This is a genomic window from Marinospirillum celere (assembly GCF_900112235.1).
In the GTDB taxonomy this organism is placed as follows: domain Bacteria; phylum Pseudomonadota; class Gammaproteobacteria; order Pseudomonadales; family Halomonadaceae; genus Marinospirillum; species Marinospirillum celere.
In genome coordinates this window covers 123,281-146,323 of the sequence record NZ_FOLH01000005.1, presented here as the reverse complement: position 1 = coordinate 146,323, position 23,043 = coordinate 123,281, and the positions used below count along the sequence as shown (strand labels likewise).

23 protein-coding genes are annotated in these 23,043 nt (G+C 51.9%); 14 read left to right on the top strand and 9 right to left on the bottom strand.

All coding sequences use genetic code 11. From position 1 onward, the window contains the following. Window positions 1-78: 78 nt before the first annotated feature. The 4 genes from BM185_RS12345 (at window position 79) to BM185_RS12330 (ending at window position 1,716) form a co-directional block, all read left to right on the top strand. A complete protein-coding gene (locus tag BM185_RS12345; RefSeq protein ID WP_091964288.1) occupies window positions 79-489 on the top strand; it encodes a hypothetical protein in 411 nt (136 codons plus the stop codon). A 130-nt stretch (window positions 490-619) separates the two neighbouring features. Continuing rightward, the gene (locus BM185_RS12340; RefSeq protein ID WP_091964285.1) at window positions 620-871 is read left to right on the top strand and encodes a type II toxin-antitoxin system Phd/YefM family antitoxin; all 252 of its coding nucleotides are present in this window, start codon (window positions 620-622) and stop codon (window positions 869-871) included. Next, window positions 861-1,145: a type II toxin-antitoxin system RelE family toxin gene (locus BM185_RS12335; protein WP_091964282.1), complete on the top strand. Its 285-nt coding sequence runs from the start codon at window positions 861-863 to the stop codon at window positions 1,143-1,145. The genes BM185_RS12340 and BM185_RS12335 overlap by 11 nt, the downstream gene beginning before the upstream one ends. Before the next feature lie 97 nt (window positions 1,146-1,242). After that, window positions 1,243-1,716 (top strand): hypothetical protein, encoded by a 474-nt coding sequence (locus BM185_RS12330; protein WP_091964279.1) that lies wholly within the window; start codon window positions 1,243-1,245, stop codon window positions 1,714-1,716. Window positions 1,717-1,725: 9 nt separating this feature from the next. Here the strand turns inward: BM185_RS12330 and tsaA are convergent, their stop codons facing one another. Continuing rightward, window positions 1,726-2,424, bottom strand: coding sequence for a tRNA (N6-threonylcarbamoyladenosine(37)-N6)-methyltransferase TrmO (tsaA, locus tag BM185_RS12325; RefSeq protein WP_091964276.1), 699 nt, complete (start codon window positions 2,422-2,424; stop codon window positions 1,726-1,728). 8 nt (window positions 2,425-2,432) lie between these two features. After that, the gene (locus tag BM185_RS12320; RefSeq protein ID WP_091964274.1) at window positions 2,433-3,086 is read right to left on the bottom strand and encodes a histidinol-phosphatase; all 654 of its coding nucleotides are present in this window, start codon (window positions 3,084-3,086) and stop codon (window positions 2,433-2,435) included. 119 nt (window positions 3,087-3,205) lie between these two features. Here BM185_RS12320 and BM185_RS12315 point away from each other — a divergent pair, with 119 nt between their 5' ends. Both BM185_RS12315 and ptsP read left to right on the top strand, forming a co-directional pair. Continuing rightward, entirely contained in the window at window positions 3,206-3,694 is a 489-nt protein-coding gene (locus BM185_RS12315) for an RNA pyrophosphohydrolase (RefSeq protein WP_091964272.1), read from the top strand. Window positions 3,695-3,735: 41 nt separating this feature from the next. Continuing rightward, window positions 3,736-6,018 (top strand): phosphoenolpyruvate--protein phosphotransferase, encoded by a 2,283-nt coding sequence (gene ptsP / locus BM185_RS12310; protein ID WP_091964269.1) that lies wholly within the window; start codon window positions 3,736-3,738, stop codon window positions 6,016-6,018. Here the strand turns inward: ptsP and BM185_RS12305 are convergent. Together BM185_RS12305 and BM185_RS12300 are read right to left on the bottom strand one after the other, a co-directional pair. Continuing rightward, window positions 6,015-7,724, bottom strand: a complete 1,710-nt coding sequence (locus BM185_RS12305) for a L,D-transpeptidase family protein (RefSeq protein WP_177203556.1) — start codon at window positions 7,722-7,724, stop codon at window positions 6,015-6,017. The genes ptsP and BM185_RS12305 overlap by 4 nt on opposite strands. Then, window positions 7,696-8,457, bottom strand: a complete 762-nt coding sequence (locus BM185_RS12300) for an NRDE family protein (protein WP_091964263.1) — start codon at window positions 8,455-8,457, stop codon at window positions 7,696-7,698. The genes BM185_RS12305 and BM185_RS12300 overlap by 29 nt, the downstream gene beginning before the upstream one ends. A gap of 73 nt (window positions 8,458-8,530) precedes the next feature. On the opposite strand from BM185_RS12300, the gene BM185_RS12295 reads away from it, so the two are divergent. From BM185_RS12295 to BM185_RS12270, 6 genes are all read left to right on the top strand, one after another. Next, on the top strand, window positions 8,531-11,215 hold the full coding sequence (locus BM185_RS12295) for a response regulator (protein WP_177203555.1): 2,685 nt from the start codon (window positions 8,531-8,533) through the stop codon (window positions 11,213-11,215). Further along, a complete protein-coding gene (locus BM185_RS12290) occupies window positions 11,216-12,004 on the top strand; it encodes a sulfite exporter TauE/SafE family protein (RefSeq protein WP_091964259.1) in 789 nt (262 codons plus the stop codon). Between the two features lie 18 nt (window positions 12,005-12,022). Further along, window positions 12,023-12,805 (top strand): prolipoprotein diacylglyceryl transferase, encoded by a 783-nt coding sequence (gene lgt / locus BM185_RS12285; protein ID WP_091964256.1) that lies wholly within the window; start codon window positions 12,023-12,025, stop codon window positions 12,803-12,805. Window positions 12,806-12,824: 19 nt separating this feature from the next. Further along, a complete protein-coding gene (locus tag BM185_RS12280; protein ID WP_091964253.1) occupies window positions 12,825-13,619 on the top strand; it encodes a thymidylate synthase in 795 nt (264 codons plus the stop codon). Next, window positions 13,616-14,155 (top strand): dihydrofolate reductase, encoded by a 540-nt coding sequence (locus tag BM185_RS12275; protein WP_091964250.1) that lies wholly within the window; start codon window positions 13,616-13,618, stop codon window positions 14,153-14,155. Before BM185_RS12280 ends, BM185_RS12275 begins: the two co-directional genes overlap by 4 nt. A gap of 77 nt (window positions 14,156-14,232) precedes the next feature. Next, window positions 14,233-14,958 (top strand): ProQ/FINO family protein, encoded by a 726-nt coding sequence (locus tag BM185_RS12270; protein WP_177203554.1) that lies wholly within the window; start codon window positions 14,233-14,235, stop codon window positions 14,956-14,958. Between the two features lie 6 nt (window positions 14,959-14,964). Here BM185_RS12270 and BM185_RS12265 read toward each other — a convergent pair whose 3' ends face one another. The 4 genes from BM185_RS12265 to BM185_RS12250 form a co-directional block, all read right to left on the bottom strand. Further along, the gene (locus BM185_RS12265) at window positions 14,965-15,678 is read right to left on the bottom strand and encodes a CBS domain-containing protein (protein WP_091964244.1); all 714 of its coding nucleotides are present in this window, start codon (window positions 15,676-15,678) and stop codon (window positions 14,965-14,967) included. 463 nt (window positions 15,679-16,141) lie between these two features. Then, on the bottom strand, window positions 16,142-17,461 hold the full coding sequence (locus BM185_RS12260) for a sodium ion-translocating decarboxylase subunit beta (RefSeq protein WP_091964241.1): 1,320 nt from the start codon (window positions 17,459-17,461) through the stop codon (window positions 16,142-16,144). Between the two features lie 30 nt (window positions 17,462-17,491). Continuing rightward, window positions 17,492-19,303: a sodium-extruding oxaloacetate decarboxylase subunit alpha gene (oadA, locus tag BM185_RS12255; protein ID WP_091964238.1), complete on the bottom strand. Its 1,812-nt coding sequence runs from the start codon at window positions 19,301-19,303 to the stop codon at window positions 17,492-17,494. Between the two features lie 56 nt (window positions 19,304-19,359). Beyond that, window positions 19,360-19,620 (bottom strand): OadG family protein, encoded by a 261-nt coding sequence (locus BM185_RS12250; protein WP_091964235.1) that lies wholly within the window; start codon window positions 19,618-19,620, stop codon window positions 19,360-19,362. A gap of 312 nt (window positions 19,621-19,932) precedes the next feature. On the opposite strand from BM185_RS12250, the gene BM185_RS12245 reads away from it, so the two are divergent. Continuing rightward, a complete protein-coding gene (locus BM185_RS12245; RefSeq protein WP_245751761.1) occupies window positions 19,933-20,934 on the top strand; it encodes a tRNA dihydrouridine synthase in 1,002 nt (333 codons plus the stop codon). Here the strand turns inward: BM185_RS12245 and queG are convergent. Beyond that, a complete protein-coding gene (gene queG / locus BM185_RS12240; RefSeq protein ID WP_091964232.1) occupies window positions 20,873-21,991 on the bottom strand; it encodes a tRNA epoxyqueuosine(34) reductase QueG in 1,119 nt (372 codons plus the stop codon). The genes BM185_RS12245 and queG overlap by 62 nt on opposite strands. A 30-nt stretch (window positions 21,992-22,021) precedes the next feature. On the opposite strand from queG, the gene BM185_RS12235 reads away from it, so the two are divergent. Next, on the top strand, window positions 22,022-23,026 hold the full coding sequence (locus BM185_RS12235) for a 2-hydroxyacid dehydrogenase (protein ID WP_091964229.1): 1,005 nt from the start codon (window positions 22,022-22,024) through the stop codon (window positions 23,024-23,026). Window positions 23,027-23,043: the final 17 nt, after the last annotated feature.

Below are 23,043 nucleotides of genomic sequence, written 5' to 3'. Positions count from 1 at the left end.
CCCTGTGGGTCACCACCGGACGCCCTTTCCGTTGCACACCAAAGGCACCGTTTAATATTGGCGTTAGGCAAATTTAGTATGGATATTTTCTCATTGACAGTAGGCTTCGTTGTCGGCGCTATAACTGGTGCCGCTGGACACTACTTGGGCGAAAAATACACCGATAAGAGAAGGTCGAAGGAATTGGCCTCAGCAGTGGATGAAGAATGGGCAGACTTGGAAAAGCGCTTCCCGAAGGTCATCGCCGAAATGAAAGAAAATGCCAAGCATACCGATTTTGTTAGTGTTCGGTATTTTTTCGTCAAAAGCAGCCGCACAACGGTCAGCCGTTCAGAGCCTGCGTTCGAGTATCATACAGATGTGCACTCGGATCTGAGTGCAGCTATCGCACACCTCGAAGAGATCGGGTACATCGTTGATGTCACGCCTGGTAATTGCCCCATGTACCGCATGAGAGAACAGTTCGTTGACAAACTTCGAAGTAACTAACCAAGCCTGTAGTGGCTCAATAACCCCGGACATCCGGTTATTTTCAACCCTGTATGCCTTCCCCTAGTAGCGGTCAGCTTATAAAAGAGCTAATATAAGACCATAATTTGGCTCTTAGTAGAGGTTTCTTATGCGCCAGGTACTCGCAGATTTTTCCGTAAGTATTTCAGAGTTAAAGAAAAATCCTTCTGCTTTGCTTTCCCAGGCAAGTGGGTCACCTATAGCGGTTTTGAATCACAACAAGCCAGCGGCTTATCTGATCCCAGCAGAGACCTATGAAGCCTTGATGGATATGCTGGATGACTATGAGCTGGCCAAGCTTGTAGAAGAGCGCCGTGGCGACAAGGATAAGGCTGTAACGGTGTCGCTGGATGACCTATAAGCTGAAGTTTCTTCCTGCTGCCCTGAAAGAGTGGGAAAAGCTTGGGTCTCCCATCAAGAGCCAGTTTAAAAAGAAGCTGGCCGAGCGTTTAGAAAATCCCCGAGTTCCTGCAGATAAACTGAGTGGGTATGATTCGGTCTATAAAATTAAACTTCGTTCGGCTGGTTACCGGCTGGTATATGAAGTGGTTGATGATCAACTGCTTGTCTATGTGCTTGCTGTTGGCAAACGAGAAAAAGGCAAGATTTATACACCCCTCGGACGGCGAAAGTGACCTTACCTAAGAACCTTCTGCCCTCTTTTAAGTCAGTAGGCTTGAAGGTTTTAGCCGGTAATCCTAAGGGTGATATTTTGAGTCGAGGGGTGGGTTGATGGATCTGCTGCAACGCTTATTGATGGTGGTGTTTGCTGGGTTGTTGCTTGTCGGTTGTGCCAAGGGGACGAGTGATGATTTCTTTGTGCAGCCTGAGTGGGCGGGTTATTTGGAGCGGGTGCCTGCTAATCTGGGGTTTGAGCCTGCGGTAACTGACTGGGAGCGAGCCCCATCTTTGGAAACCAGCCACGACGAATGTGCCAGCCCTCAGCAGACCACCGAAGCCTGGGCGGCTTTTCATGGTCTGATTGGCCCGGAAAAACCGGACAATCTAACTGTTGATCTTCGCACAAGGCACCAGCAGGACACGGCTACTGGTCTTGTCCAGCGCTGGGGGTTTAAAGACGACTCCGTTGCTGGCACGGATTACCAACTTACCTTGGAGAAAACCAACGGCTGTTGGCAGCCTACGAAGGTGGAGACACGTCATTATTGTCGGCGTGGCAAAACCGAGGGAAACCTTTGTATTTGAGTTGGCTTCTTAGATCAAGCTCACGACTTCTATAACCTCCTGTTCCTTTTCCTGGCGATAAATAAATTTCACATTAAACCCTGCTAGTTGTACGCCATAGATTCGATCTGCTGTGGCGCGCTGATAGGCGGGTCTTGGGTCTTGGGCCAAGACTTCACTGATGAGTTGTTTAAGCTGGGTGCCTTCAGGGTGGTCGTTGAGTTGTTGATCGGCTTCAAGGCTGAAGGTGACTGGAAGTAGTTGCGGTGGTTCAGGAGCCCAGGCGGCCTCTGCTAGTGGCAGGCTGTCGGCCCAGGGTAGGTAGGGCTTGATATCCACTACCGGGGTACCGTCTACCAGGTCGATGCCGGAGAGTTTTAGTTTCACCCCTTCACTTAAATCAATTCCTTCCAGCTTGACGACCGACAGGCCCAGGCCATTGGGTCGAAAGGTGGAGCGGGTGGCGAAGACGCCTTGTTTTAGATTGCCCCCTAGGCGAGGGGGCCTGACTCGGGGTTTCCAGCCCTTCTCCAGATTTTCATGAAAAACAAAAGTTAGCCATAGGTGACTAAAGGCTTCCAGGCCTTCCACGGTTTCCGGTTGGTTGTAGGGCGGTAGCAGCTCCAAAGTCGCCCAGGCCGAAGGAGCCAGCCCCGGTTGACGGGGCACGGCAAACTTTTCCTGGTAACAGGAGTGGATAAGGCCCAGGTTGTCTAGTTGAAAAGTCATGGGTTCGATCAACGCAGAGAGATGACGGGCCAGCCTTGTTGCTGGGCATAGGCCTGGAGTTCGTTGTCTGGGTCGACGGCCACGGGGTTGGCTACTTTCTTCAGCAGCGGCAGGTCGTTGTGGGAGTCGCTGTAGAAGTGGCTGCCTTCCAGGCTGAGTTGGTGTTGATCCAGCCATTCTTCCAAGCAGGTAATTTTGCCTTCTCTAAAGCTGGGGGTGCCGACGATTTTTCCGGTGTAGCGCCCATCCAGCATTTCCGGTTCTACGGCAATCAACTCTTTAACGCCTAAAAGTTCAGCAATGGGTGCGGTAATGAAGCGGTTGGTGGCAGTGATAATGACCAGCTGGTCACCCTGGTTGCGATGTTGCTCCAGTAGCTTCAAACCCTTGTCGAGCACCAGGGGTTGAATCCATTGCTCAACAAATTCTTGTCGCCAGGCATAGAGGTCAGCCGCGGGATAGCGGGTCAGGGGGCGAAGTGAGAAGCTAAGGTATTCATGAATATCTAGGGTACCTTCCTGGTAGGCGGCCAGGTAGCGATCGTTGGCTTCTTTGTATTCTTGGGCGTCCACCAGCTTTTTGGCAACAAGAAATTCTCCCCAAGCATGGTCACTATCACCAGCAATCAGGGTATTATCCAAGTCAAACAGGGCTAAATTCATTCAGGGCTCCAAAATAACTGAGGTTTTTACGGTTTTTTTGCATTTTACCTCAGGGATAAATTGAATACTTTTCAATCTTTGTGGAACAATAGGTTGAAAAACTTTGTCGAGGGCGCAGCGTGATAGATGAGGATGGGTATCGCCCTAATGTCGGTATTATTATTGCAAACCAGCAGGGCCAGCTTCTTTGGGCCAGACGTTTTGGTCAAGAGGCTTGGCAGTTTCCCCAGGGTGGAATCAAGCCACGGGAAACCCCTGAGCAGGCTTTGTACCGGGAGTTAAAAGAAGAGATAGGTTTGGCCCCAGAACAGGTTGAGCTTTTGGGCTCGACCCGCGGGTGGCTGCGTTACCGTTTGCCTAAGCGAATGATCCGGCGTCATAGCAAGCCCTTGTGTATTGGGCAGAAGCAAAAGTGGTTTTTGCTGCGTATTCGTTGTGATGACTCACAAATTTGTTTTGATTGTTCGCCGAAACCTGAGTTTGATAACTGGAGTTGGGTCAGCTATTGGTATCCCTTGGGTCAGGTGGTGGCTTTCAAGCGGGATGTTTATCGCCGGGCCTTGCTGGAACTGGCACCTCGCCTGCATCGGATGCTGCGCGAGTCATAAAAGAATCACCTTCGTCGTGAAGACGTAGGTCAGGGGGATCTATGCTGGATGTTTTGCGAAAAATAGTACAAGAAGTGAGCAGTGCGCGTAATCTCGACACGGCTCTCTCTATTATTGTGCGTCGCGTTCGCAAAGCGATGAATACCGATGTCTGCTCGGTTTATCTGCTGGATCCCAAGCAAGGTCGTTATGTCCTGATGAATACGCTGGGTTTGAACGCCGCTGCGATCGGTCAGGTCAGTCTGGCACCTTCTGAAGGTTTGGTCGGTTATGTCGGCCAGCGTGAAGAACCGGTCAACCTGGATGATGCTCCCACTCACTCCCGCTATCGTTACCTGCCAGAAACTGGTGAGGAGCGGTATCACAGTTTCCTGGGTGTACCCATTATTCATCAGCGCCATGCTTTGGGCGTCTTGGTGGTACAGCAAAAGGTTAAGCGTAAGTTTGATGAAGGTGAAGAAGCCTTTTTAGTTACTATTGCAGCCCAGTTGGCGGCTGTTCTTGCCCATGCCCAGGCCAGTGGCAGCTTAAACATTACTTCAACCGGCCACCGGGAAATGGCGGTTTTTGAAGGTCTTCCGGCTTCGCCCGGTGTGGCTATCGGTCAGGCTGTGGTGATTATGCCACCGGCTGATTTGGATGCGGTGCCGGAACGCCCTTGTGAATCGGTTGAGGAAGAAAAAGAATTTTTCAGGGCAGCGCTTAAGGCGGTGCGTGATGATATCCGCTCGGTGGGTCTGAAGCTGGCTAACCGGGTGAGTACCCAGGAACAGGCTCTTTTTGATGCCTACCTGCAAATGCTGGATGAAGAATCCCTGGGTGCTGAGGTTTTTAAGCATATTGAAGAAGGCCACTGGGCGCAGGGTGCTTTGGCCTATGTGGTTAAGCGCCATGTTAAGTATCTGGAAAAAGTGGAAGACTCCTACCTGCGTGAAAGGGCAGCGGATATTCGTGATATGGGGCGTAGAGTCCTGTCCTATCTTCAGGCGGGTGGTGATGTAAGCCGCGTTTACCCAGATAAAACCCTCTTGGTGGGTGAAGAACTTTCCCCTGCGCTCTTGGGTGAAGTGCCCAAGGAAAAGCTGGCTGGCCTTATTTCGGTCAAGGGTTCGAGTAACTCTCACCTGGCGATACTGGCAAGGGCGATGGGTATTCCTACCGTCATGGGCTTGACCGATTTACCCTTTGCCCAACTGGATGGTCAACAGCTGATCCTTGATGGTTATCGGGGGCAGGTCATTACCAATGCGGATGACAAGCTGCTTCGCCAGTATGAGCTGTTCATTGAAGAAGAAAAGGCCCTGACCGAAGCCCTGGAGGCAGAGGCTGGCTTGCCTTGTATCACCCGTGACGGACACTTGTTGCCGCTGATGCTGAATACGGGCCTGGCTGCCGACCATGCTCGGGCTTTGGCCTATGGTGCCGAAGGTGTTGGGCTGTACCGCACTGAAGTTCAGTTTATGATGGCTGAGCGCTTCCCCAGTGAGCAGGAGCAGGTTGCTCTCTACCGGCAGCAGCTTTCGGCCTTTTCGCCCCGCGAAGTCACCATGCGTACCCTGGATATTGGCGGTGACAAGCCACTGCCCTATTTCCCGATTAAAGAAGATAACCCCTGCCTGGGTTGGCGGGGGATACGCTTTAGTTTGGATCACCCAGAGGTTTTCCTGAGCCAGGTCAGGGCGATGTTAAGAGCCAGTGTTGGCTTGAATAATTTACGTATTCTGCTGCCGATGATTTCATCCGTGCGGGAAGTGGAAGAAGCCAGAGCTTTGATCCGCCGTGCCTGGGTGGAACTGAAGCAGGGTGAAGGCCTGGCGGTGAATAAACCCTTGGTTGGGGCGATGATTGAAGTGCCTGCTGCGCTTTTCCAAATCAGGGCGCTTTCGGAGCGGGTGGATTACCTGTCTGTAGGTAGTAATGACTTAACCCAGTACCTCTTGGCGGTGGATCGTGATAATCCCAAGGTGGCCGGGCTCTATAGTGGTTATCATCCAGCGGTACTCAATGCCCTTAACAAAATTGCCAGAGACTCTCATGCTGCCCGCTTGCCGGTGAGTATTTGTGGTGAATTGGCGGGTGACCCTGCCGGAGCCATTTTGTTGTTGGCGATGGGTTATCAAAGCTTGTCGATGAACCTTGCCAGTTTGCCTCGGGTTAAGGCGGCGATCCGCCGCGTGAGCGTTGAGGATGCCCGTGAGCTGCTCAAAAAAGCCCTGTCCTGTGCCAGCACTGATCAGGTGATCGGGCATTTGGGTGTGTTTATGAATGATTTGGGGCTGGGTTGGCTGGCTGGGCCTAAAGCCCAGACTCCTTCTACCCACTAGTCTTTTTGCGCCAAGCGCCTTTCCTGCTTCATCTGGTCCTTGTGGTAGATGTCCTCATGCCAGTGCAGGCGGCCTTGGGCATCGGTCCAGGCTGTCCAGTACATCAGGTAAACGGCAACTCTGGGCCTGACCTGTAAGTAACGCTCTTCCCCTTCACTGTAAATGGCTGCCACGGTTTCCGGTGTGAACTGAGGGCTTTTCGCCAAGAGGGCGTCAACCAGGGCCGCTGAGTCTTCAACCCGCACACAACCTGCACTAATGGCGCGCTGCTCTTTGCTGAAGGCTTGGCGGTAGGGGGTGTCATGCAGGTAAATTGCTTCCTGGTTGGATAAACGAAACTTGGCGCGGCCCAATTGGTTGTAATTGCCTGATTTCTGGATAATCCGATAAGGAGAATTACCTCCTGTAAAGGCGTCATCCGGCAGGTCTTCAAAGTTAACCTTGCGAGCCGGGGTATGCCAGCCTTCAACCAGCGCATAATCCCGTGATGCCAGATAATCAGGGTTTTGCTGTGCGCGTGGAAAAATTCTTTCTTTGGCAATGCTGGGCGGCACATTCCAGATAGGATTCAGAACCAGGGAAGTCAGCCATTGGCTCATGATGGGGGTGCGTTGGTGTTCCCTGCCAACAATCGTTTTCATGCTCAGTTGAATTTCTCCGTCTTCAACAAATTCCATACGCTGGCTAGCCAGGTTGACCATCAGGTGGCGATCATTGAGTTGAGGCGGCAGATGGTAAAGACGGCGCAGGTTATGGGCGAGTCGCCGCTGCCTTTCTTGTGGAGAGACATTCAGGTGTTTTCGAGTTGCTGCATCAACCTGCCCGGTTGCCGGGAGCTGGTGGCGCTTTTGAAAGCTTTTTACCGCAGCACCCAGGCGATCATCAAAGGGCTCGTCGGCGTTCCAGGGTTCAGTGGTTTCGAGATCTCCCAATAAGCTCAGCATTTTAGCCAAATCCGTGACTTCGGGCTCCAGGCTGCCGGGTTTGAGGTCTTGGCTCAGTTGAGGCCAGGGGCCTGCATCTGTGGCTGTTTGCAGTTCAGAAAAGGCCTGGCGCCAGGGGTCATAATAGTGGGCTACAGGGCGGCTTTCGATAACTCTGGTGTAGGCCCATTCCGAAGGAGGCTGCTTTTTAAGAGCGGCCAGCCAGTTGATGAGTTCTTTTTCGATGCTGGAAGGGGTTACTTCATCAGGCCAATCATCCCAGCGCTCATAGGCATTGATGACGCCATGGTCTTCATTGTGATCCTGTTGGTTCCAAAAGAGGCTGAGAAGATCCTGCTGAAAGCGCAGAAAATAATCGGTGATGATCAGATCATGGGATTGCCGCTGGCGCGGTGCATTGCTTTCAGGTTGATGTTCAAGGAGTTGGTAGAGCTTACGATAGCTTGCTAGCCGAGGGTGGTCGTCCAGAGTCAACCAGGGTTTTAAATCTTCTTTAAGCTGGCGGGCTGCGGTATTGGGCTTGCCTTGGGCATCCAGCCAGAAGTTTTGAAAACGGGCCTGCCGGTAAAGGATTCCCAGGTATTGCGGATAAACCAGTTGAATGTCCGCGTGCTGATGGGCAGCTGTGGATTGAACCCAGGCTTCCAGGGTTGGATTGCTGCTGGGCAGCTGCTTGCCCCAGGCGATAGTGGCTGGCAATAACAGCATAAAGAGCCAAAATAGAAGCGGGCCATTAAAGCTGCCAGTCAAGCTTTTGTTCATTACAGGTTTCAGCCTTGGCATTAAAACTGCGTTCCCAAAGATGCATGCGCCGACTCTTTTCCAGCCACAAAAGAGTTGAGGCGCGGGTTCCATAGTTGTTGCCGCGAATGAAGATAGGCGATAAAAACCGCTCCCATTCCAGGCCAACGCCAGTTGCGGGCAAGTCTTCATCCTTAGCAGGATTAGAGTCGGCAAGTTTAGCAAAAAGTTCCTCAAGTTTGGGGCTTTCCTGCTCAAACCAGCTCTGAATGGCAAGACGTAGTTTTTCTGTTTTTGGCCAGGGGGTATTGAGGTCAGCGTTGCTCAACAGGTGAAGGCCGGGTTCCAGCTTTTGAATAGTCTTGTGATTGCGGTTGCTGAAGTGCCAGGCTTCCTGATCCTGACCCCAAATCAGGTTGAAGCCAGCATATCCCTGCTGACGAGCTAGAAGGTGGTCTTTCACTTCTGCCAGGGGCGCTTCTATCGCCAGGCGAACTAGTTCACCCCGGCTGCGCGGGTTGGTCGGCTGGGGATGCCCCACTTCCCGAACATTGGTCAGGGTGGCCCAGCGCCCCTGATAATTAGCCAAGAGCCAACTGCCACCGGCTTCCAGGTCTTTACCGCCAATTAAATCCGGCTCTTCCGGCCAAATGGCGGCGGGTCGAGTGGGACGCTTATGAAATTCGTCACGATTCGCTGCCAGGAGTAAAGGCAGGTCGGGGTGTTGCTGCCAAGCTAAAGCAAGTAGACACATGGTGATTCCGCAAATTCAATTAATCTGCTGGTATACTCGGCTTTTTTGTTGCTTGCTTTCAAGGGTAAATTTTGTGTCGACTCAGAAAAACTCAGCTCCGAATCTGAAAAGCTGGCTGCGAACCAGTCGCTGGCTGGGTTTGGTGCTACCGGTAATCCTTCTGGTTTCGGTGCTTTTTCTGATTCTGGTCGTGCTGGTGAATCTGAGCAATAAAAGCAGTCAAAATACGTTTGAGCGGGAAGCAGAAGTTCAGGTTCTGGAAATGGCCAATCTTTTGGCCGAACAGTTGGAATTGGACTTGGAAGCAGTAGAAGGCCTGGGGGCTTTGCTGGCTCGTCAGACAGAGGCCGCTTTTCGTCATTCTGTCGATCTCAGCGAGGAATTGCCTTCAGCCTATACAAAAAGTGACCGGGGTTTTCTTTATGCTGATCAGTCAGCCGAGGCCGCAATTTTCTTTTCCGCTCTGGAAGAGCGCAGTATCGAAAAAGATCGTGAGCAACTGCTAAGATTTCATCGGCTGGAACCCTTATTACAAAGTATTTATACCGGTCATGACCTCATTTCTCAGGTGTATATCAATACCCCCACCAGTGAATCCATGATTTACCCTTGGCTGGATGTCAGCAGTCAGTTTTCGCCCGATTTGGATGTGCGCGAATATCCCTTCTTTTATTTGGCCGATCAAACCCATAACCCTGACCAAAGTGCGGTATGGATGGATACCTACCTGGACCCTGCGGGTAGAGGCTGGATGCTGAGCCTGTTGTTTCCAGTGGCGGTCGAGGGGGAGTTAAAAGCCGTTGTGGGTCTGGATATTACCTTGAATGCGCTAGTCAGGCGCATGATGGCTATGTCGCCCCCGTGGAAGGGTTATAACCTCTTGATGGCTGCTGATGGCACCCTCTTGGCTTTTCCGCCCCAGGGGATTTTTCATTGGGGGGTGCGCATGTATCCTGCCAATACGGCTGAAGGGCGGCCTCAGTTGAATCTTCTCCTGCGTCCTGATTTGCGCTCTCAACTTGATCCCCTGCGCCAGGATGCAGCTGGCCTGATCCCTCTGGAGTTTAGGGATGAGAAGGTATTGGTCAGCTGGTCTACCTTGGATTTGACGGGCTGGAAGCTGCTTTTGGTGGTATCCCGTGATGCAGTGTTTTCAACCCGCCAGCAGCTGCTTGACGACTATAGTTCGCTTTTATGGCAGGGTGCTTTGAGCCTCTTGGCGGTTTGTCTCTTTTTTGTATTACTGGTCAGCCGACGTGATTACAAGCTCTTGCAGCGCCTGGCAACCCGTGCATCCAGCCCCTTGGCAGGTGCGAAAACAGAAGTGACCAAGGTTGTGCCTGCACCGGTTGATGATCTGCTCTATCAGCTTTCGGGGCCGCTGTTGATTTGCCGTTTTGATGCTCAGGGTCAAGTTCTGGCGTGCAATAAAGCCTTTGAGCACTTTGCCAAAAGCAGTCGGACGGCTTTGAAAGGCAAGCCTTTAGCCCCACTTTTGGGGTTGACTGAGCTGCCTCAGGAGAACTGGGTGGATGAGTTGGATTTCTCCTCCAGTGAACATGAAAACACCATCTGGTGGGTCTATGTGGCACCTCAAGGGACCACGGGTGGCGTGGTGTTTATGCTGGACCTGACCTCTTACAGCCTAACCCGTCAGCAATTGCAGAGTGAGCGCCAACGTTCACGTCAGGCTGCGAAGATGAAAGCGGAATTTTCTCAGGTGGTTATTCGTGAAGCGAATAGCCTGCTGGTTGAATTGCATCAGTTGGCGCAGCAGCAGACAACGACAGAGCATTATCAGGCTTGCCGAGACAAGATACTGGCGGTGCAACGCCTCTTGGACGATCTTTTGGATATGTCCGATGAAGGAGACCTGCTGGATGAAAAAGAAAGTGAACAGGAGGTTCTAAACCTGGAGGCCTGGATTGACGAAGCCCGAGAAAGCATAGCCGCTCAGTTGGAACAGCAGGCACGTCATTTAAAGGTCAATAAAGCCAGAAACCTTCCTGTTGAAGTGATTACCGATCGCCGCAAAATGACGCGTTTGCTCAAGCACCTGTTGCGTCAAACACTGCAATTGGCTTCAGAAGGTGATTTGGTACTCGGCGTGGACTGGAACCCGGCTGCCTCCAGCTTGCAGCTGGATTTGCTGGATGAAGGCGGTTACTTGCTGGATGAAGAGCGCATTCAGCGTTTTCAGGCCTCGACTCCTTTGGGCAGCAACTACCAGCCTGCTACAGGTGGATTGGGTATGGGCCCCTTGCTGACCCGGCAGCTGGTTCAGGAACTGAAGGGCAGTTTGGAGGTGACTTCACGCCCGGAAGGGGGCTTGCATATCCATTTGGAGTTGCCGGTCAGTGTGGATGAACAAGCGCAGGTGGCTCAGCGCATTCTGGTTGTGGATGATGGCCCGGTCAATTCCATGTTGGCGACCAGTGTGCTGGAAAAATCCGGCTATCAGGTGGATGCAGCCAGTAGTGGCCGTAAAGCCTTGGAGCTGGGCCTTGAACAGGATTATGCGCTGGTATTGATGGATATTTTTATGCCGGATATGGACGGTCTGGAAACAACCCGTCATTGGCGGCAACTGCCTGGCCCTAATGCCGGGATTCCGGTAATTGCTTTGACCGCCAATGCCCTGGAAAGTGATCGCAGCTATTTTATTGAGCAGGGGTTGGATGATTACTTGGCTAAACCTTATCGTCCCACTGAACTGAGAAGCCTGGTTGATTATTGGATGAAAAAAACAAGGGGATAGATGTTGACCTTAGTGATTTATTTACTGTTAGGGGCTGGAGCGGGGCTGCTGGCCGGACTCTTTGGCATCGGTGGTGGTTTGATTATTGTTCCTGTGCTGGTGCTGACCTTTACGGCTCTGGGTTTTCCTGCGGAAATTCTTGTCCACTTGGCGGTGGGAACTTCTTTGGCAACCATTATTCCAACCTCCATCAGTTCAACCTGGTCCCACCATCAAAGAGGCGGGGTCAGCTGGCACTGGTTTAAGTTGATGGCGCCGGGAATTCTATTAGGTGCGCTCCTGGGTGCCTGGACGGCTAGCCTGTTATCGGGTTTGGCGCTGCAGAAAATCATCGGTGTTTTTGTGCTCCTGGTTGCCGTTAAGATGGCTTTTAATCTTAATCCTCCGGCAGGCACGGCTAACCTTTCCGCACCTGGAATGTCAGTAGCTGGTGGGGTGATCGGTTGGGCTTCGGCGATTTTTGGTATCGGTGGCGGCACCCTAAGCGTTCCTTTTTTGACCTGGTGTAAGGCGGCCATGCATAAGGCTGTAGGTACATCTGCCGCACTGGGGCTTCCCATTGCCATTTTTGGAGCCTTGGGCAATCTTTGGACGGGCTGGGGACACCCCCAGTTACCCTCAGGAGCCAGTGGCTTTATTTTCTGGCCTGCTTTTATCGGCATTGTGCTGATGAGCGTACCCTTTGCACGCCTGGGCGCACGCTTGGCCCACCAATTGCCTGAAAAGCTATTGAAAAAGCTTTTCGCACTGCTGCTGCTGGTGGTAGGGGTGCGCTTTTTACTGGCATAACGAACATGGAGAACACGCTTGCTGACTTATCCTGATATCAATCCGGTTGCTTTCGGCCTAGGCCCTATTCAGGTTCATTGGTATGGTTTGACTTATATGGTCGGCATCGGCTTGGCCTGGTGGCTGGCCCGTCAGCGTGCTGACCGTCTGGGCCTAAGCAAAGACCAGATCGGTGACCTAACCTTTTATGCGGCTGTCGGGGTTATTCTAGGCGGGCGTTTTGGTTATGCCCTCTTTTATCACTTTGATCGTGTACTGGCAGACCCTCTTTGGTTATTAAGACTCTGGGAAGGCGGCATGGCCTTTCACGGTGGTTTTCTGGGGGTTGTGGTTGCGCTGATTCTTTTTGCCCGCAAGCATCGTTTGCCTTGGCTGAAGCTGGGTGATTTTGTTGCGCCCTTAACGCCTATCGGGTTAGGGCTGGGTCGCCTGGGTAATTTTATCAATGGCGAACTCTGGGGGCGGGTGACCGAGGTGCCCTGGGGCATGGTTTTTCCCGGTGCCGGGCCTGACCCCCGTCATCCTTCCCAGCTTTACCAGTTTGCGCTGGAAGGCTTGGCCCTGTTTATTGTGCTCTGGCTTTTTTCACGTAAACCCCGCCCCATGGGCAGTATTTCCGGTCTTTTCCTGGTTGGTTACGGAAGCCTGCGTTTTCTGGCAGAATTTACCCGCGAACCTGATGCGCACTTGGGCCTACTTGCGATTGGCCTGAGTATGGGACAATGGCTGTCTTTACCCATGATTGCTGCCGGTATTGCCCTGATGGTCTGGGCTTATCGTCGTCAGCCGCAAACCAATTGATTAACCAGCGAGTCGAGTCATGCAAGCCTATCTGGATTTAATGCGTCACGTACGCGAAAAGGGTGTTTACAAGTCGGATCGTACCGGCACGGGCACCTATAGTGTTTTTGGTTACCAGATGCGCTTTGACCTGCAAGAGGGTTTTCCGCTGGTGACCACCAAGAAGTTACACCTACGCTCGATTATTCACGAGCTTTTGTGGTTTCTCAAAGGTGATACCAATATTGCCTATTTAAAGGAAAACGGCGTTTCCATCTGGGATGAGTGGGCCGATGAAAAAGGCGACCTGGGGCCGGTTTATGGTTACCAGTGGCGCTCTTGGCCTGGGCCTCAGGGCGAGTCCATTGATCAAATCAGCAAGCTGATCAACCAGATCAAAACCAACCCGGATTCGCGCCGTTTGATTGTTTCAGCCTGGAACCCGGCACTGGTGGATGAAATGGCCCTGCCGCCCTGTCACTGTCTGTTTCAATTTTATGTGGCCGAAGGCAAGCTCTCCTGCCAGCTCTATCAGCGCTCTGCCGATATTTTCCTGGGCGTGCCCTTTAATATCGCTAGCTATGCGCTCCTGACCCATATGATCGCTCAGGTTTGTGATCTGGAAGTGGGTGATTTTGTGCATACCCTGGGTGACGCTCACCTCTACAGCAACCACCTGGAACAAACGGATTTGCAGCTAAGCCGTGAGCCCTTAGCCCTCCCCAGGTTGCAGTTGAATCCTGAGATCAAGGATCTCTTTGCCTTCACTTTTGATGACATCAGTATTGAAGGCTATGAGCACCATCCACACATCAAGGCACCGGTGGCTGTATGACGTCTGAGCTTGAAAACCTGGATCTGGAAACCCCGGTTGCCATTATCGTTGCCGCAGCCCGTAACTGGGTGATCGGTCATCAGAACCGGATGCCCTGGTATCTCCCCGAAGAGCTGAAGCACTTCAAACGCACTACTCTGGGTAAACCCCTGGTCATGGGGCGGGCGACCTTTGAATCCATTGGGCGGCCTCTGCCGGGGCGTACCAATATCGTGGTAACCCGGAATCCTGAGTTCTCCCACCCTGGCATCAAGGTTGCTTCCAGTTTGCAGGAAGCCCTGAAACTAGCCGATAGTCAGGCCATAGTTGATGGTGCGCCTGAAATCATGGTGATGGGCGGTGGGCAAATTTATCAGCAGGCTTTTCCACTAGCCAGTCATCTGTACCTGACCACGGTAGAAGCCGAACCTGAAGGGGATGCCTGGTTCCCTGAAGTGAAGGAAAATGAATGGCTTGAAGTGAGCCGGGATACCTATCCAGCGCAGGAAGGTAATCGCTATGCTTATCTGATTCGCTTGCTGAAAAGAAAGGGATGAAAAAAGTGGCATCTTCTGCTGGTAACAGCAGGTAAATGATGTTACAAAAATCAAGTTTGCAGCTTGGAAGTCAGACTATGGCCTTGGAACAAAAAGTGGATGATCTTTTTGATCAATTGACCAGCTATGCTGATCAGGGTTTGGGAGCTCTGGGCAGGGCACAGCAGGAAATTCATGCCCTCAAAGAGCGCAACCTTGAACTGGAAAGCCGGGTGGAGGAGCTGGAAGGCAAGCTCAACCAGCTGAAAGAAAAAATTAATACCCAGTTACAAGGGCCGGAAGCAGAAAGCCTGCTGAGCCGTCCAGATGCCTTGATGATGCTGATTCGTGAGACCCTGGGCCTGAAGGCGCCAGAGGCCCAAAAGGTTCCAGAAGAAGGCTTTGCGAATCTGGAAGCCATGAATCCACAGCAGCGCCTAGAGCATTGGGTTAGCAAGTATCCACGTGCGTTTATGCCGGGCCAGCCGCAGCCACTTAAAATTGGCATCCATGAAGATCTTCTGGCTGCCGAAGGTGGTGATCAAAAGAAAATTCGCCGGGCTCTGGCTGGCTATGTGAAGCTGCCCAGGTATCTGCGTTGTTTGAAAGCTGGCGCTGTGCGCCTGGATTTGCAGGGTAGCAATGCGGGCTTTGTCACCGAGCAGGAGGCTGAGTTTGCCCGTGAGCAGCTGGAACTTTGGGAAACTCAGAAAAAGCAAAAAGAGCACCAGCGCCGTAAGCAGGAAGAAGAACAGAAAAAGCGTGCTGAAGAAGATCGCCTAAGCTCAAAGCTCCAGCAGCTGATGCAACTGAATACCCGCTAATCTTGCTCAGGTGTCAATCTCGATGCTTTGATTAGCCAAGCCCAGCATCAAATCTGAGCGCGTAACCAAGCCAAGCAATTCATTTTTATCATTAATCACTGGTACTGCCCTGACTTTATGCTTGAGCATGAGACGGGCAATATCTCTGACATCTGTGGTTTCTTGAGCAGTGATCAAAGGCTTTCTGATCAATACTCTAATCTCAGCCTTACTGAGATCAATCTCTTCTTGTTTACTCAATTCACCTACACCCGCGGCTTCGGCCAAGAGATCCCGCTCACTGACGATGCCTTCCAGCTCACCCTGAGTATCAGTCAGCACCAGATAGTGAATGCCTTCACGCTGACAAAGCTGCCAAGCTTCATTAAGCGTGGCAGCTGCTTCCAGGGTAATCACTGGTGAGCGCATAATATGGCTGGCTGGCAGGTGCGGTGCTGCAGGTTTGCGGCTCTGTTCAACTGCTTCATAGGCATGAATGGCCCGGCTGCCAGGGCGAGTGCCAGTGGCTTGTTCCTCTTCTTCCTGTTTTTCCTTGGCTGTCAGTTGACGCCCCAACCAGGTTTGATCGGAAATATTCTGGTCGTGTTCAGCATCGCCATCATGGTCCACTAAACGACGCCCAGCTGTTGTTGCCTGGGTTTGTCGAATTGCAGGACGCTGGAGGACCTGGTTCTTCGGAGTATGGATGCGCAAGCCCTGCTCGTGAATTGGAAAGACCATAGTGGCTGCCTTATAAAATAACTGTTAGTTCCAGTATAGAACGGCAACTCAAGGAATAACTTGAATTTTAGTAGCAGCTGACTACATTTAAGCCATAAAAATGCTGCGCTGCGAGATAAATTTTATATTAAGTTATTGAAAATCCGATAAAAAAAATTGCCAGCTTGGCACTAGCTATTTGCTCATAAAGAGTCTACTTTTAATGTGGGCATTTGCCCAAGTGTTAGTTATTGCCTTACAGGCAGAGGGGTACTATGAGTGAAGAAATGCTAATGGCTCTAGCTGAAGAGCTAAAAGTTAGACAGGAATGGGAAGAGGCTCTAGTAGCTGAAGGTGAGCAAACGCCACTTAAGATGGCGGCCTGACCTACCCACCTGCAAATTTCTTCAAGCTTCCACTAAGAGAAGCCAACAAAAAACCGGAGCCTAGGCTCCGGTTTTTATTTGCCAGCTAAGGCCGCTGTTTAGCCGAGGTACATGATCATCACGCCGGCAGCAACCGCTGAGCCGATAACACCGGCTACATTGGGGCCCATGGCATGCATCAGCAGGAAGTTTTGAGGGTTGGCTTCCAGGCCGACCTTATTGGCGACACGGGCCGCCATGGGGACAGCTGAAACCCCTGCAGAACCTATCAGTGGGTTGATGGGCATTTTGCTGACTTTGTTCATCAGCTTGGCCATCAAAATGCCGGTTGCTGTACCTATCGCAAAGGCCACGATACCCAGCACCATAATGCCCAGAGTTTCTACCGTCAGGAAGAGATCTCCAATCAGGCGAGAACCTACAGCCAGGCCAAGGAAGATGGTGACGATATTGATCAGGGCATTCTGTGCTGTGTCGGAAAGGCGCTCGACCACACCACATTCACGCATCAGGTTACCCAGACAGAACATTCCAAGTAGTGGTGCAGCAGCAGGGAGGAAAAGCGCAACCAGTGCCAGGACAGCCAGAGGGAAAATAATCTTCTCCCGTTTGCTAACCGGCCTTAGTTGAGTCATGACGATGGCTCTTTCTTCCTTGCTGGTCAGTGCGCGCATGATTGGCGGCTGAACAATGGGTACCAGCGCCATATAGGCGTAGGCAGCAACAGCAATCGCACCCAGCAGCTCAGGTGCCAGCACGCTGGAGACATAGATTGCGGTAGGACCATCAGCACCACCAATGATACCTATGGCTGCGGCCTGCTCCAAACTGAAGTCAACGATGCCCAGGGCGGAAAGACCAACAGCACCCAGTACTGTGGCAAAGATGCCAAACTGAGCAGCGGCACCCAGGAACAGGGTTCTGGGGTTGGCCAGCAGAGGACCAAAGTCCGTCATAGCCCCGACACCCAGGAAGATGATCAGGGGTGCAATACCGGTAGCAACCAACACACTATAGAAGATGTAAAGGAAGCCATCAGTGTAGCCTGCAGCGGAGATGATTTGAGCAACCCGGGCTTTTTGCGCCGGATCATCAATAGCGGCCAGGGCATCTTTAATCAGGGCCTTGTCCGCTGCCTCAGCGGCTCCGGCCAGGGTGATATTCAACTCACCTGCAAGGGCCTGCATGGTTTGCGGGTTGAAGTGATAGAGCGCCTGGTCCATGGCTGAAAGAGCTAAGCCTGCTTCTGGCACATTGGCCAGAACGCCCGCAAAACCAATGGGCAGCAGCAGCAGAGGCTCAAATTTTTTGGCAATCGCCAGGTACAAAAGACCCAGGCAGATGGCAATCATGATTGTCTGGAGAAGACTCAGGTTATAAAGCCCCGAGTTTTCCCACAGCATTAATACTTTATCCATAGGTCAGGCTCCGCATCAGAGATCCGTGGATTAAAGGGTCAGCAGGGTATCGCCAACCTGTACGGCATCCCCTTCGCGAACGTCAACACTGGCGACAGTGCCGGCACTGTTGGCGCGAATCTCAGTTTCCATTTTCATGGCTTCCATGATGATCACGACCTGATTGGCTTCAACGGCATCACCTGGCTTGACCAGGATTTTGAAGATATTACCCGCCAGAGGCGCAGTGATGGCTTCACCGGTTCCTGAGGCAGCAGGAGCAGGAATAGCCGCTGGGGCATTGCCGCCGGCAGGTGCCTCAGTAACGCTGGATACATCGCCACCTTCGGCAACTTCAACCACATAAGCAGTACCATTGACCTTGACGGTATAAACACCGGAATCACCTGCAGGGGCTGCTGCCTGCTTGGCAGGAGCTGTTGCAGCCTGAGCGCTTTCCAAAGTGGGCACAGGCTCAAACTTGGACGCATCACCGCGATTGCGCAGGAATTTCAGACCGATCTCAGGGAAAAGGGCATAGGTGAGCACATCATCCAGTTCATTTTCACCGGAAGACAGCTTGATGCCTTCTTCTTTGGCCTTGGCTTGCAAGTCGGTTTTCAACTTGTCCATTTCATCATCAATCAAGTCAGCTGGGCGACAGGTAATGGGTTCTTTGCCTTCCAGTACACGATCTTGAAGCTCTTTGTTCAATTCAGAAGGCGCAGCACCATATTCGCCTTTCAGTACCTTCTGGACTTCTTTACTGATCGACTTGTAACGCTCGCCCATCAGCACATTCATAACTGCCTGAGTACCGACAATTTGAGAGGTGGGGGTAACCAGGGGAATGTAACCCAGATCCTTACGTACTTTGGGAATTTCAGCCAGAACGTCATCAAGCTTGTCACCCGCACCCTGTTCTTTCAACTGGCCTTCCATGTTGGTCAACATGCCGCCAGGAACCTGGGCAACCAGGATGCGTGAATCCACACCCTTAAGCGAGCCTTCAAATTGAGCGTACTTTTTACGAACTTCACGGAAGTAGGCGGCGATATCTTCAAGTAGTTCGATATCCAGACCGGTATCCCATTCGGTGCCCTGGAAGATGGACACGACGGATTCGGTGGGACTGTGACCGTAAGTCTGGGACATGGAGGAAATAGCAGTATCGACATTATCAATGCCTGCTTCCACGGCCTTGACGATGGCAGAAGTGGAGAGGCCGGTGGTGGCATGGCACTGCATGTGGATAGGTATATCCAGGCTTTCTTTTAGCTTGGAGACCAGCTCATAGGCGACATAAGGGTTCAACAGACCGGCCATGTCTTTGATGGCCAGAGAGTCGGCACCCATGTCTTCAATCTTCTTGGACAGGTCCAACCACATCTGCATGGTGTGAACCGGAGAGATGGTGTAGGAAATAGTGCCCTGAGCGTGTTTGCCCTGCTTTTTAACAGCTTTTAGAGCGGTTTCCAGGTTGCGCGGGTCGTTCATCGCATCAAACACACGGAAAACGTCAACGCCATTGGTGGCGGCGCGTTCAACAAATTTTTCGACCACATCATCAGCATAGTGGCGGTAGCCCAGAAGGTTTTGGCCGCGCAGTAGCATCTGCTGAGGTGTTTTGGGCATGGCTTTTTTCAATTCACGAATGCGATCCCAGGGATCTTCACCCAGATAACGGATGCAGGCGTCAAAGGTGGCCCCACCCCAGCTTTCCAGCGACCAGAAACCAACTTGGTCGAGTTTTTCTGCAATAGGTAGCATGTCATCAAGACGCATGCGGGTCGCAAAAAGAGACTGGTGGGCGTCACGCAGGACGACGTCGGTTATGCCGAGTTTTTTCTTGGGAGCAGTCATGGTTGTTTACCTGTTAAGTAATTAAATCCGGTTGCCACTGGGTAAGTGGTGTTTTTTTATTGTTTACGCTGGCGGTGCAGGTGAAGTGCTGCACTAATCACAGCGATAATTTCAGGATTTTTGTCCGAAGGAAGCTGTGCTGCTGGCTTTCCAGAAATACCAGCCTGAACAGCTTCTTCAGGAGATGGGAAAAAGCGGTTGATGGTTTTTGACATCAAGGTAGTGGCGATTACCAGTACCGTCAAAAACATGAACACAAACCCCATGCCCAGTAGCATGAGATTAAAACCTTCAGCAATCAGATCAGGATCTTGCATTGCACTTCCTCATTCTGTGTAAAGAACAGGCATACTTGCGTAAGTAACCAGGGCAATTTGTGGCCTGCTGTGTGGTTATCCGCCTAACCTTGCACCAGTTTCATTTTTGTAGCAACTACAAGAACGACTACCTTCTTGACAAAATGTCTCAGGTCAGGACTTTTGTGCAGAATCCTTACTGGTTTTAAGGAGTTATAGCGAAAAAAAAGACTGCCTGGTCATTTCAACCGGTAAGCTCTCAGGTAAAATGGGGTAATTGCAGTAAAAGTTTCTTTTTTAACGGCCTTAGTGCCTTTTAAGTTGGTGATACCCGTGTCTGTCCAAGAACCCTGCGTTGCTTTGGCCCCTATGGAGGGTGTTCTAGAAGTGACAGCTCGCAACCTGCTTACCCGCCAGGGTGGCTGGGATTTTTGTGTGACTGAATTTGTCAGGGTCTCCCATGAGCGTTTGCCTCCTAAGGTTTTTCACCGCATCTGTCCGGAATTGAAAAGTGACTCAGTGACACCCTCGGGAGTGCCCGTTCATCTCCAGCTGCTGGGCAGTGATCCTGAATCCATGGCGGTGAATGCCGGTGTTGCGGTGAAAGCTGGTGCCCAGGTGGTGGATCTTAATTTTGGCTGCCCGGCGAAAATTGTTAACCGTCATGGGGGTGGTGCGCGCTTACTGACTGAGCCAAACCGAGTTCAGGCGGTAGCTGCTGCGGTTGTCGAAGCACTGAAACCTCAGGGTATTCCGGTGACGGCCAAGATGCGCCTAGGTTACGAAGATGCTGAGCTGGCTTTGGATAATGCTCTGGCTCTGGAAGAGGCTGGAGTGACCCAGCTGGTTGTTCATGCGCGAACGAAGACTCAAGGCTATAAACCGCCTGCACACTGGGAAAAAATAGCGGCTTTGGCTGAAAGGCTTGCTATTCCCGTCTTGGCCAATGGTGAAATCTGGACGCTGGAAGACTACCAGCGCTGCGTGGCGGCCAGTGGGGTTCGCGATGTGATGTTAGGGCGAACTGCTCTTGCCGACCCCTGGTTGGCGTCGCATATCAAGGCTGCCAGCCAAGGTGAAGAAGTTAAAGCAACCTGCTTTGAAGACTTGCCTGCTTTGATGTTGGAGTGGGTTGCAGGGGCCGGACAAATCTATCCTGAAAAGGTTAGAAACATGCGCATCAAGCAGTGGCTGGTGATGTTGATGCCGCGCTGGGGTGAACCGGCTCGACAGCTATTTGAAGCCTGTAAGCGCCTGCAAACCGAAGCAGAAATCAGTGATCTTTTGCAGGCCCGGCTTGATGACGCTGCAGTGCCCAGAGCACATGCTCTCTAACCACTGGGTCAGGGTGGGTTTGGCGGGCTTTTAAAGCCGAAAGAACGGTTTCTGAAGGTGGCGCGTTGCCCAGAGCCACGGCTAGATTGCGCAGCCAGCTAATATAGCCTGTTCTGCGGATCGGCGAGCCTTCTGTGTTTTTCAGGAAGCTGGCTTCATCCCAATTGAAAAGATCAACTAGATCGGCAGTATCCAGTTGGTGTCGGGGATGAAAGTCTTTTTCCTGAGTGCTCTTGGCAAAACGGTTCCAGGGGCAAAATAGCTGGCAGTCATCACAGCCAAAAATACGATTGCCCATTAAGGGGCGCAGTTCTTCAGGAATACTGCCTTTTAACTCGATGGTCAGGTAGCTGATGCAGCGTTTGGCATCCAGCACGCCGTCGGCGACAAAAGCCTGGGTTGGGCAGGCGGTATGACAAGCTGAGCACTGCCCACAGTGGTCTTTAACGAAGGCTTTATCTTTCGGAAGGGGCAGGTTCAAATAAATTTCACCCAAGAAAAACCAGCTGCCCGCCTTGGGAGTAATCAGCATGCAATTTTTACCGATCCAGCCCAGTCCACCCTGAAGTGCCAGGGCTCTTTCCAGAACGGGGGCTGAGTCGGTAAAGGCGCGGCTACGAAACTCAGGGAAGGCCGCCCTTAGGGCTGCATTGTCATCCAGGTGTTGATTGATCTTTTTTGCCAGCTGCCCCAGACGCTTACGAATCAGCTTGTGATAATCCCGGCCTAACGCATACCGGCTTACATAAGCTTTTTCAGGGTTGGCCAGAATCTTTATCGCCTGGGTTTCAGGCGGCAAGTAATCCATACGCAGGGTAATGACTGAAAGGGTGCCGGGTTCCAGTAGGGCGGGATTACAGCGTTTCTCCAAGTGATTGTGCATCCACTGCATGTCACCTTCATAGCCTGCATCCAACCATTTTTTCAGGTAGGCCGGATGCTCACCCAAATCCACATCGGTAATGCCGCAGTCCGCAAAACCCAGATCGGTGGCTAGCTCTTTAATAGTCACTGCCAAAGCTTTCAGGCCAGCTTGTTGTTCAGAATCGAGTATCATGGGATGGTTTAAATTAGTAAGGAAATGACGATGCGAGTCAGCTTTTTTAGTGCTCAGAAATATGATCAGCGCTTTTTTGATGCCGCCAACCAGCACTTTGGCTTTAGCCTGGATTATCAGGAAGCAGGCTTGAGTGCGACAACAGCCCGGTTAGCAGAAGGTGCCGATGCGGTCTGTGCATTTGTTAATGATACGCTGGATGCTGAATGTTTGCAGGAACTGAAGCAGCTCGGTATCCGATTTATTGCTCTGCGTTGCGCTGGCTTTAACCAGGTGGATCTTCATGAAGCCAAACAACTGGGTCTTCAAGTGGTTCGGGTGCCTGCTTATTCCCCTGAAGCCGTTGCTGAGCATACGCTGGCGCTTATTTTAACCCTAAACCGGCATACGCATCGAGCCTTCAACCGGGTTCGGGAAAATAATTTCCAGCTTAATGGCCTTTTGGGCTTTAACCTGCATGGGCGTAAGGTTGGGCTCGTCGGGACAGGGCAAATCGGTCTGGCTGTGGCCCGCATTTTAAAAGGCTTCGGCTGTGAATTGCTGGGTTATGATCCCCATCCGAATCCAGAGTTTCTTGAGCTGGGCGGGCGCTATACTTCGCTGGATCAGCTTTATGCAGCCAGTGATGTGATCAGCTTGCATTGCCCACTGACTCCTGAAAACCATCATCTGATTAACGGTCATGCGCTCAGTCGTATGAAAAAAGGGGTGATGCTGGTAAATACTAGCCGCGGCGGTCTGGTCGATACTTCAGCTGCCATTGCCGCCTTGAAATCAGGCCGTCTGGGCTATCTGGCGTTGGATGTTTATGAGCAAGAAGGCGATGTTTTCTTTCGCGATTGCTCGGATGAAATCCCCTCTGATGACCTCTTGTCGCGCTTGATGACCTTCCCCAATGTTTTGGTGACCGGTCATCAAGGTTTTTTCACCGAAGAGGCTTTGACCCAGATTGCCGAAGTGACTCTGGATAACCTAGAGCAGCTTCGGCAGGGGCAAGAGCCTGTGAACGAGCTAACACACCAGCTTGAAGACTAAGCCTCTGCGGGGTTGCT

What these genes read in the sequence shown, in the direction of transcription:
- BM185_RS12335 (WP_091964282.1), top strand. Translation starts at nt 861, where the DNA reads ATGACCTATAAGCTGAAGTTTCTTCCTGCTGCCCTGAAAGAGTGGGAA.
- BM185_RS12330 (WP_091964279.1), top strand. Translation starts at nt 1,243, where the DNA reads ATGGATCTGCTGCAACGCTTATTGATGGTGGTGTTTGCTGGGTTGTTG.
- BM185_RS12250 (WP_091964235.1), bottom strand. Translation starts at nt 19,620, where the DNA reads ATGCAAGATCCTGATCTGATTGCTGAAGGTTTTAATCTCATGCTACTG.
- ptsP (WP_091964269.1), top strand. Translation starts at nt 3,736, where the DNA reads ATGCTGGATGTTTTGCGAAAAATAGTACAAGAAGTGAGCAGTGCGCGT.
- BM185_RS12235 (WP_091964229.1), top strand. Translation starts at nt 22,022, where the DNA reads ATGCGAGTCAGCTTTTTTAGTGCTCAGAAATATGATCAGCGCTTTTTT.
- BM185_RS12290 (WP_091964259.1), top strand. Translation starts at nt 11,216, where the DNA reads ATGTTGACCTTAGTGATTTATTTACTGTTAGGGGCTGGAGCGGGGCTG.
- BM185_RS12265 (WP_091964244.1), bottom strand. Translation starts at nt 15,678, where the DNA reads ATGGTCTTTCCAATTCACGAGCAGGGCTTGCGCATCCATACTCCGAAG.
- BM185_RS12340 (WP_091964285.1), top strand. Translation starts at nt 620, where the DNA reads ATGCGCCAGGTACTCGCAGATTTTTCCGTAAGTATTTCAGAGTTAAAG.
- queG (WP_091964232.1), bottom strand. Translation starts at nt 21,991, where the DNA reads ATGATACTCGATTCTGAACAACAAGCTGGCCTGAAAGCTTTGGCAGTG.
- BM185_RS12305 (WP_177203556.1), bottom strand. Translation starts at nt 7,724, where the DNA reads ATGAACAAAAGCTTGACTGGCAGCTTTAATGGCCCGCTTCTATTTTGG.
- BM185_RS12345 (WP_091964288.1), top strand. Translation starts at nt 79, where the DNA reads ATGGATATTTTCTCATTGACAGTAGGCTTCGTTGTCGGCGCTATAACT.
- BM185_RS12260 (WP_091964241.1), bottom strand. Translation starts at nt 17,461, where the DNA reads ATGGATAAAGTATTAATGCTGTGGGAAAACTCGGGGCTTTATAACCTG.
- oadA (WP_091964238.1), bottom strand. Translation starts at nt 19,303, where the DNA reads ATGACTGCTCCCAAGAAAAAACTCGGCATAACCGACGTCGTCCTGCGT.
- BM185_RS12300 (WP_091964263.1), bottom strand. Translation starts at nt 8,457, where the DNA reads ATGTGTCTACTTGCTTTAGCTTGGCAGCAACACCCCGACCTGCCTTTA.
- BM185_RS12275 (WP_091964250.1), top strand. Translation starts at nt 13,616, where the DNA reads ATGACGTCTGAGCTTGAAAACCTGGATCTGGAAACCCCGGTTGCCATT.
- BM185_RS12280 (WP_091964253.1), top strand. Translation starts at nt 12,825, where the DNA reads ATGCAAGCCTATCTGGATTTAATGCGTCACGTACGCGAAAAGGGTGTT.
- BM185_RS12320 (WP_091964274.1), bottom strand. Translation starts at nt 3,086, where the DNA reads ATGAATTTAGCCCTGTTTGACTTGGATAATACCCTGATTGCTGGTGAT.
- BM185_RS12270 (WP_177203554.1), top strand. Translation starts at nt 14,233, where the DNA reads ATGGCCTTGGAACAAAAAGTGGATGATCTTTTTGATCAATTGACCAGC.
- tsaA (WP_091964276.1), bottom strand. Translation starts at nt 2,424, where the DNA reads ATGACTTTTCAACTAGACAACCTGGGCCTTATCCACTCCTGTTACCAG.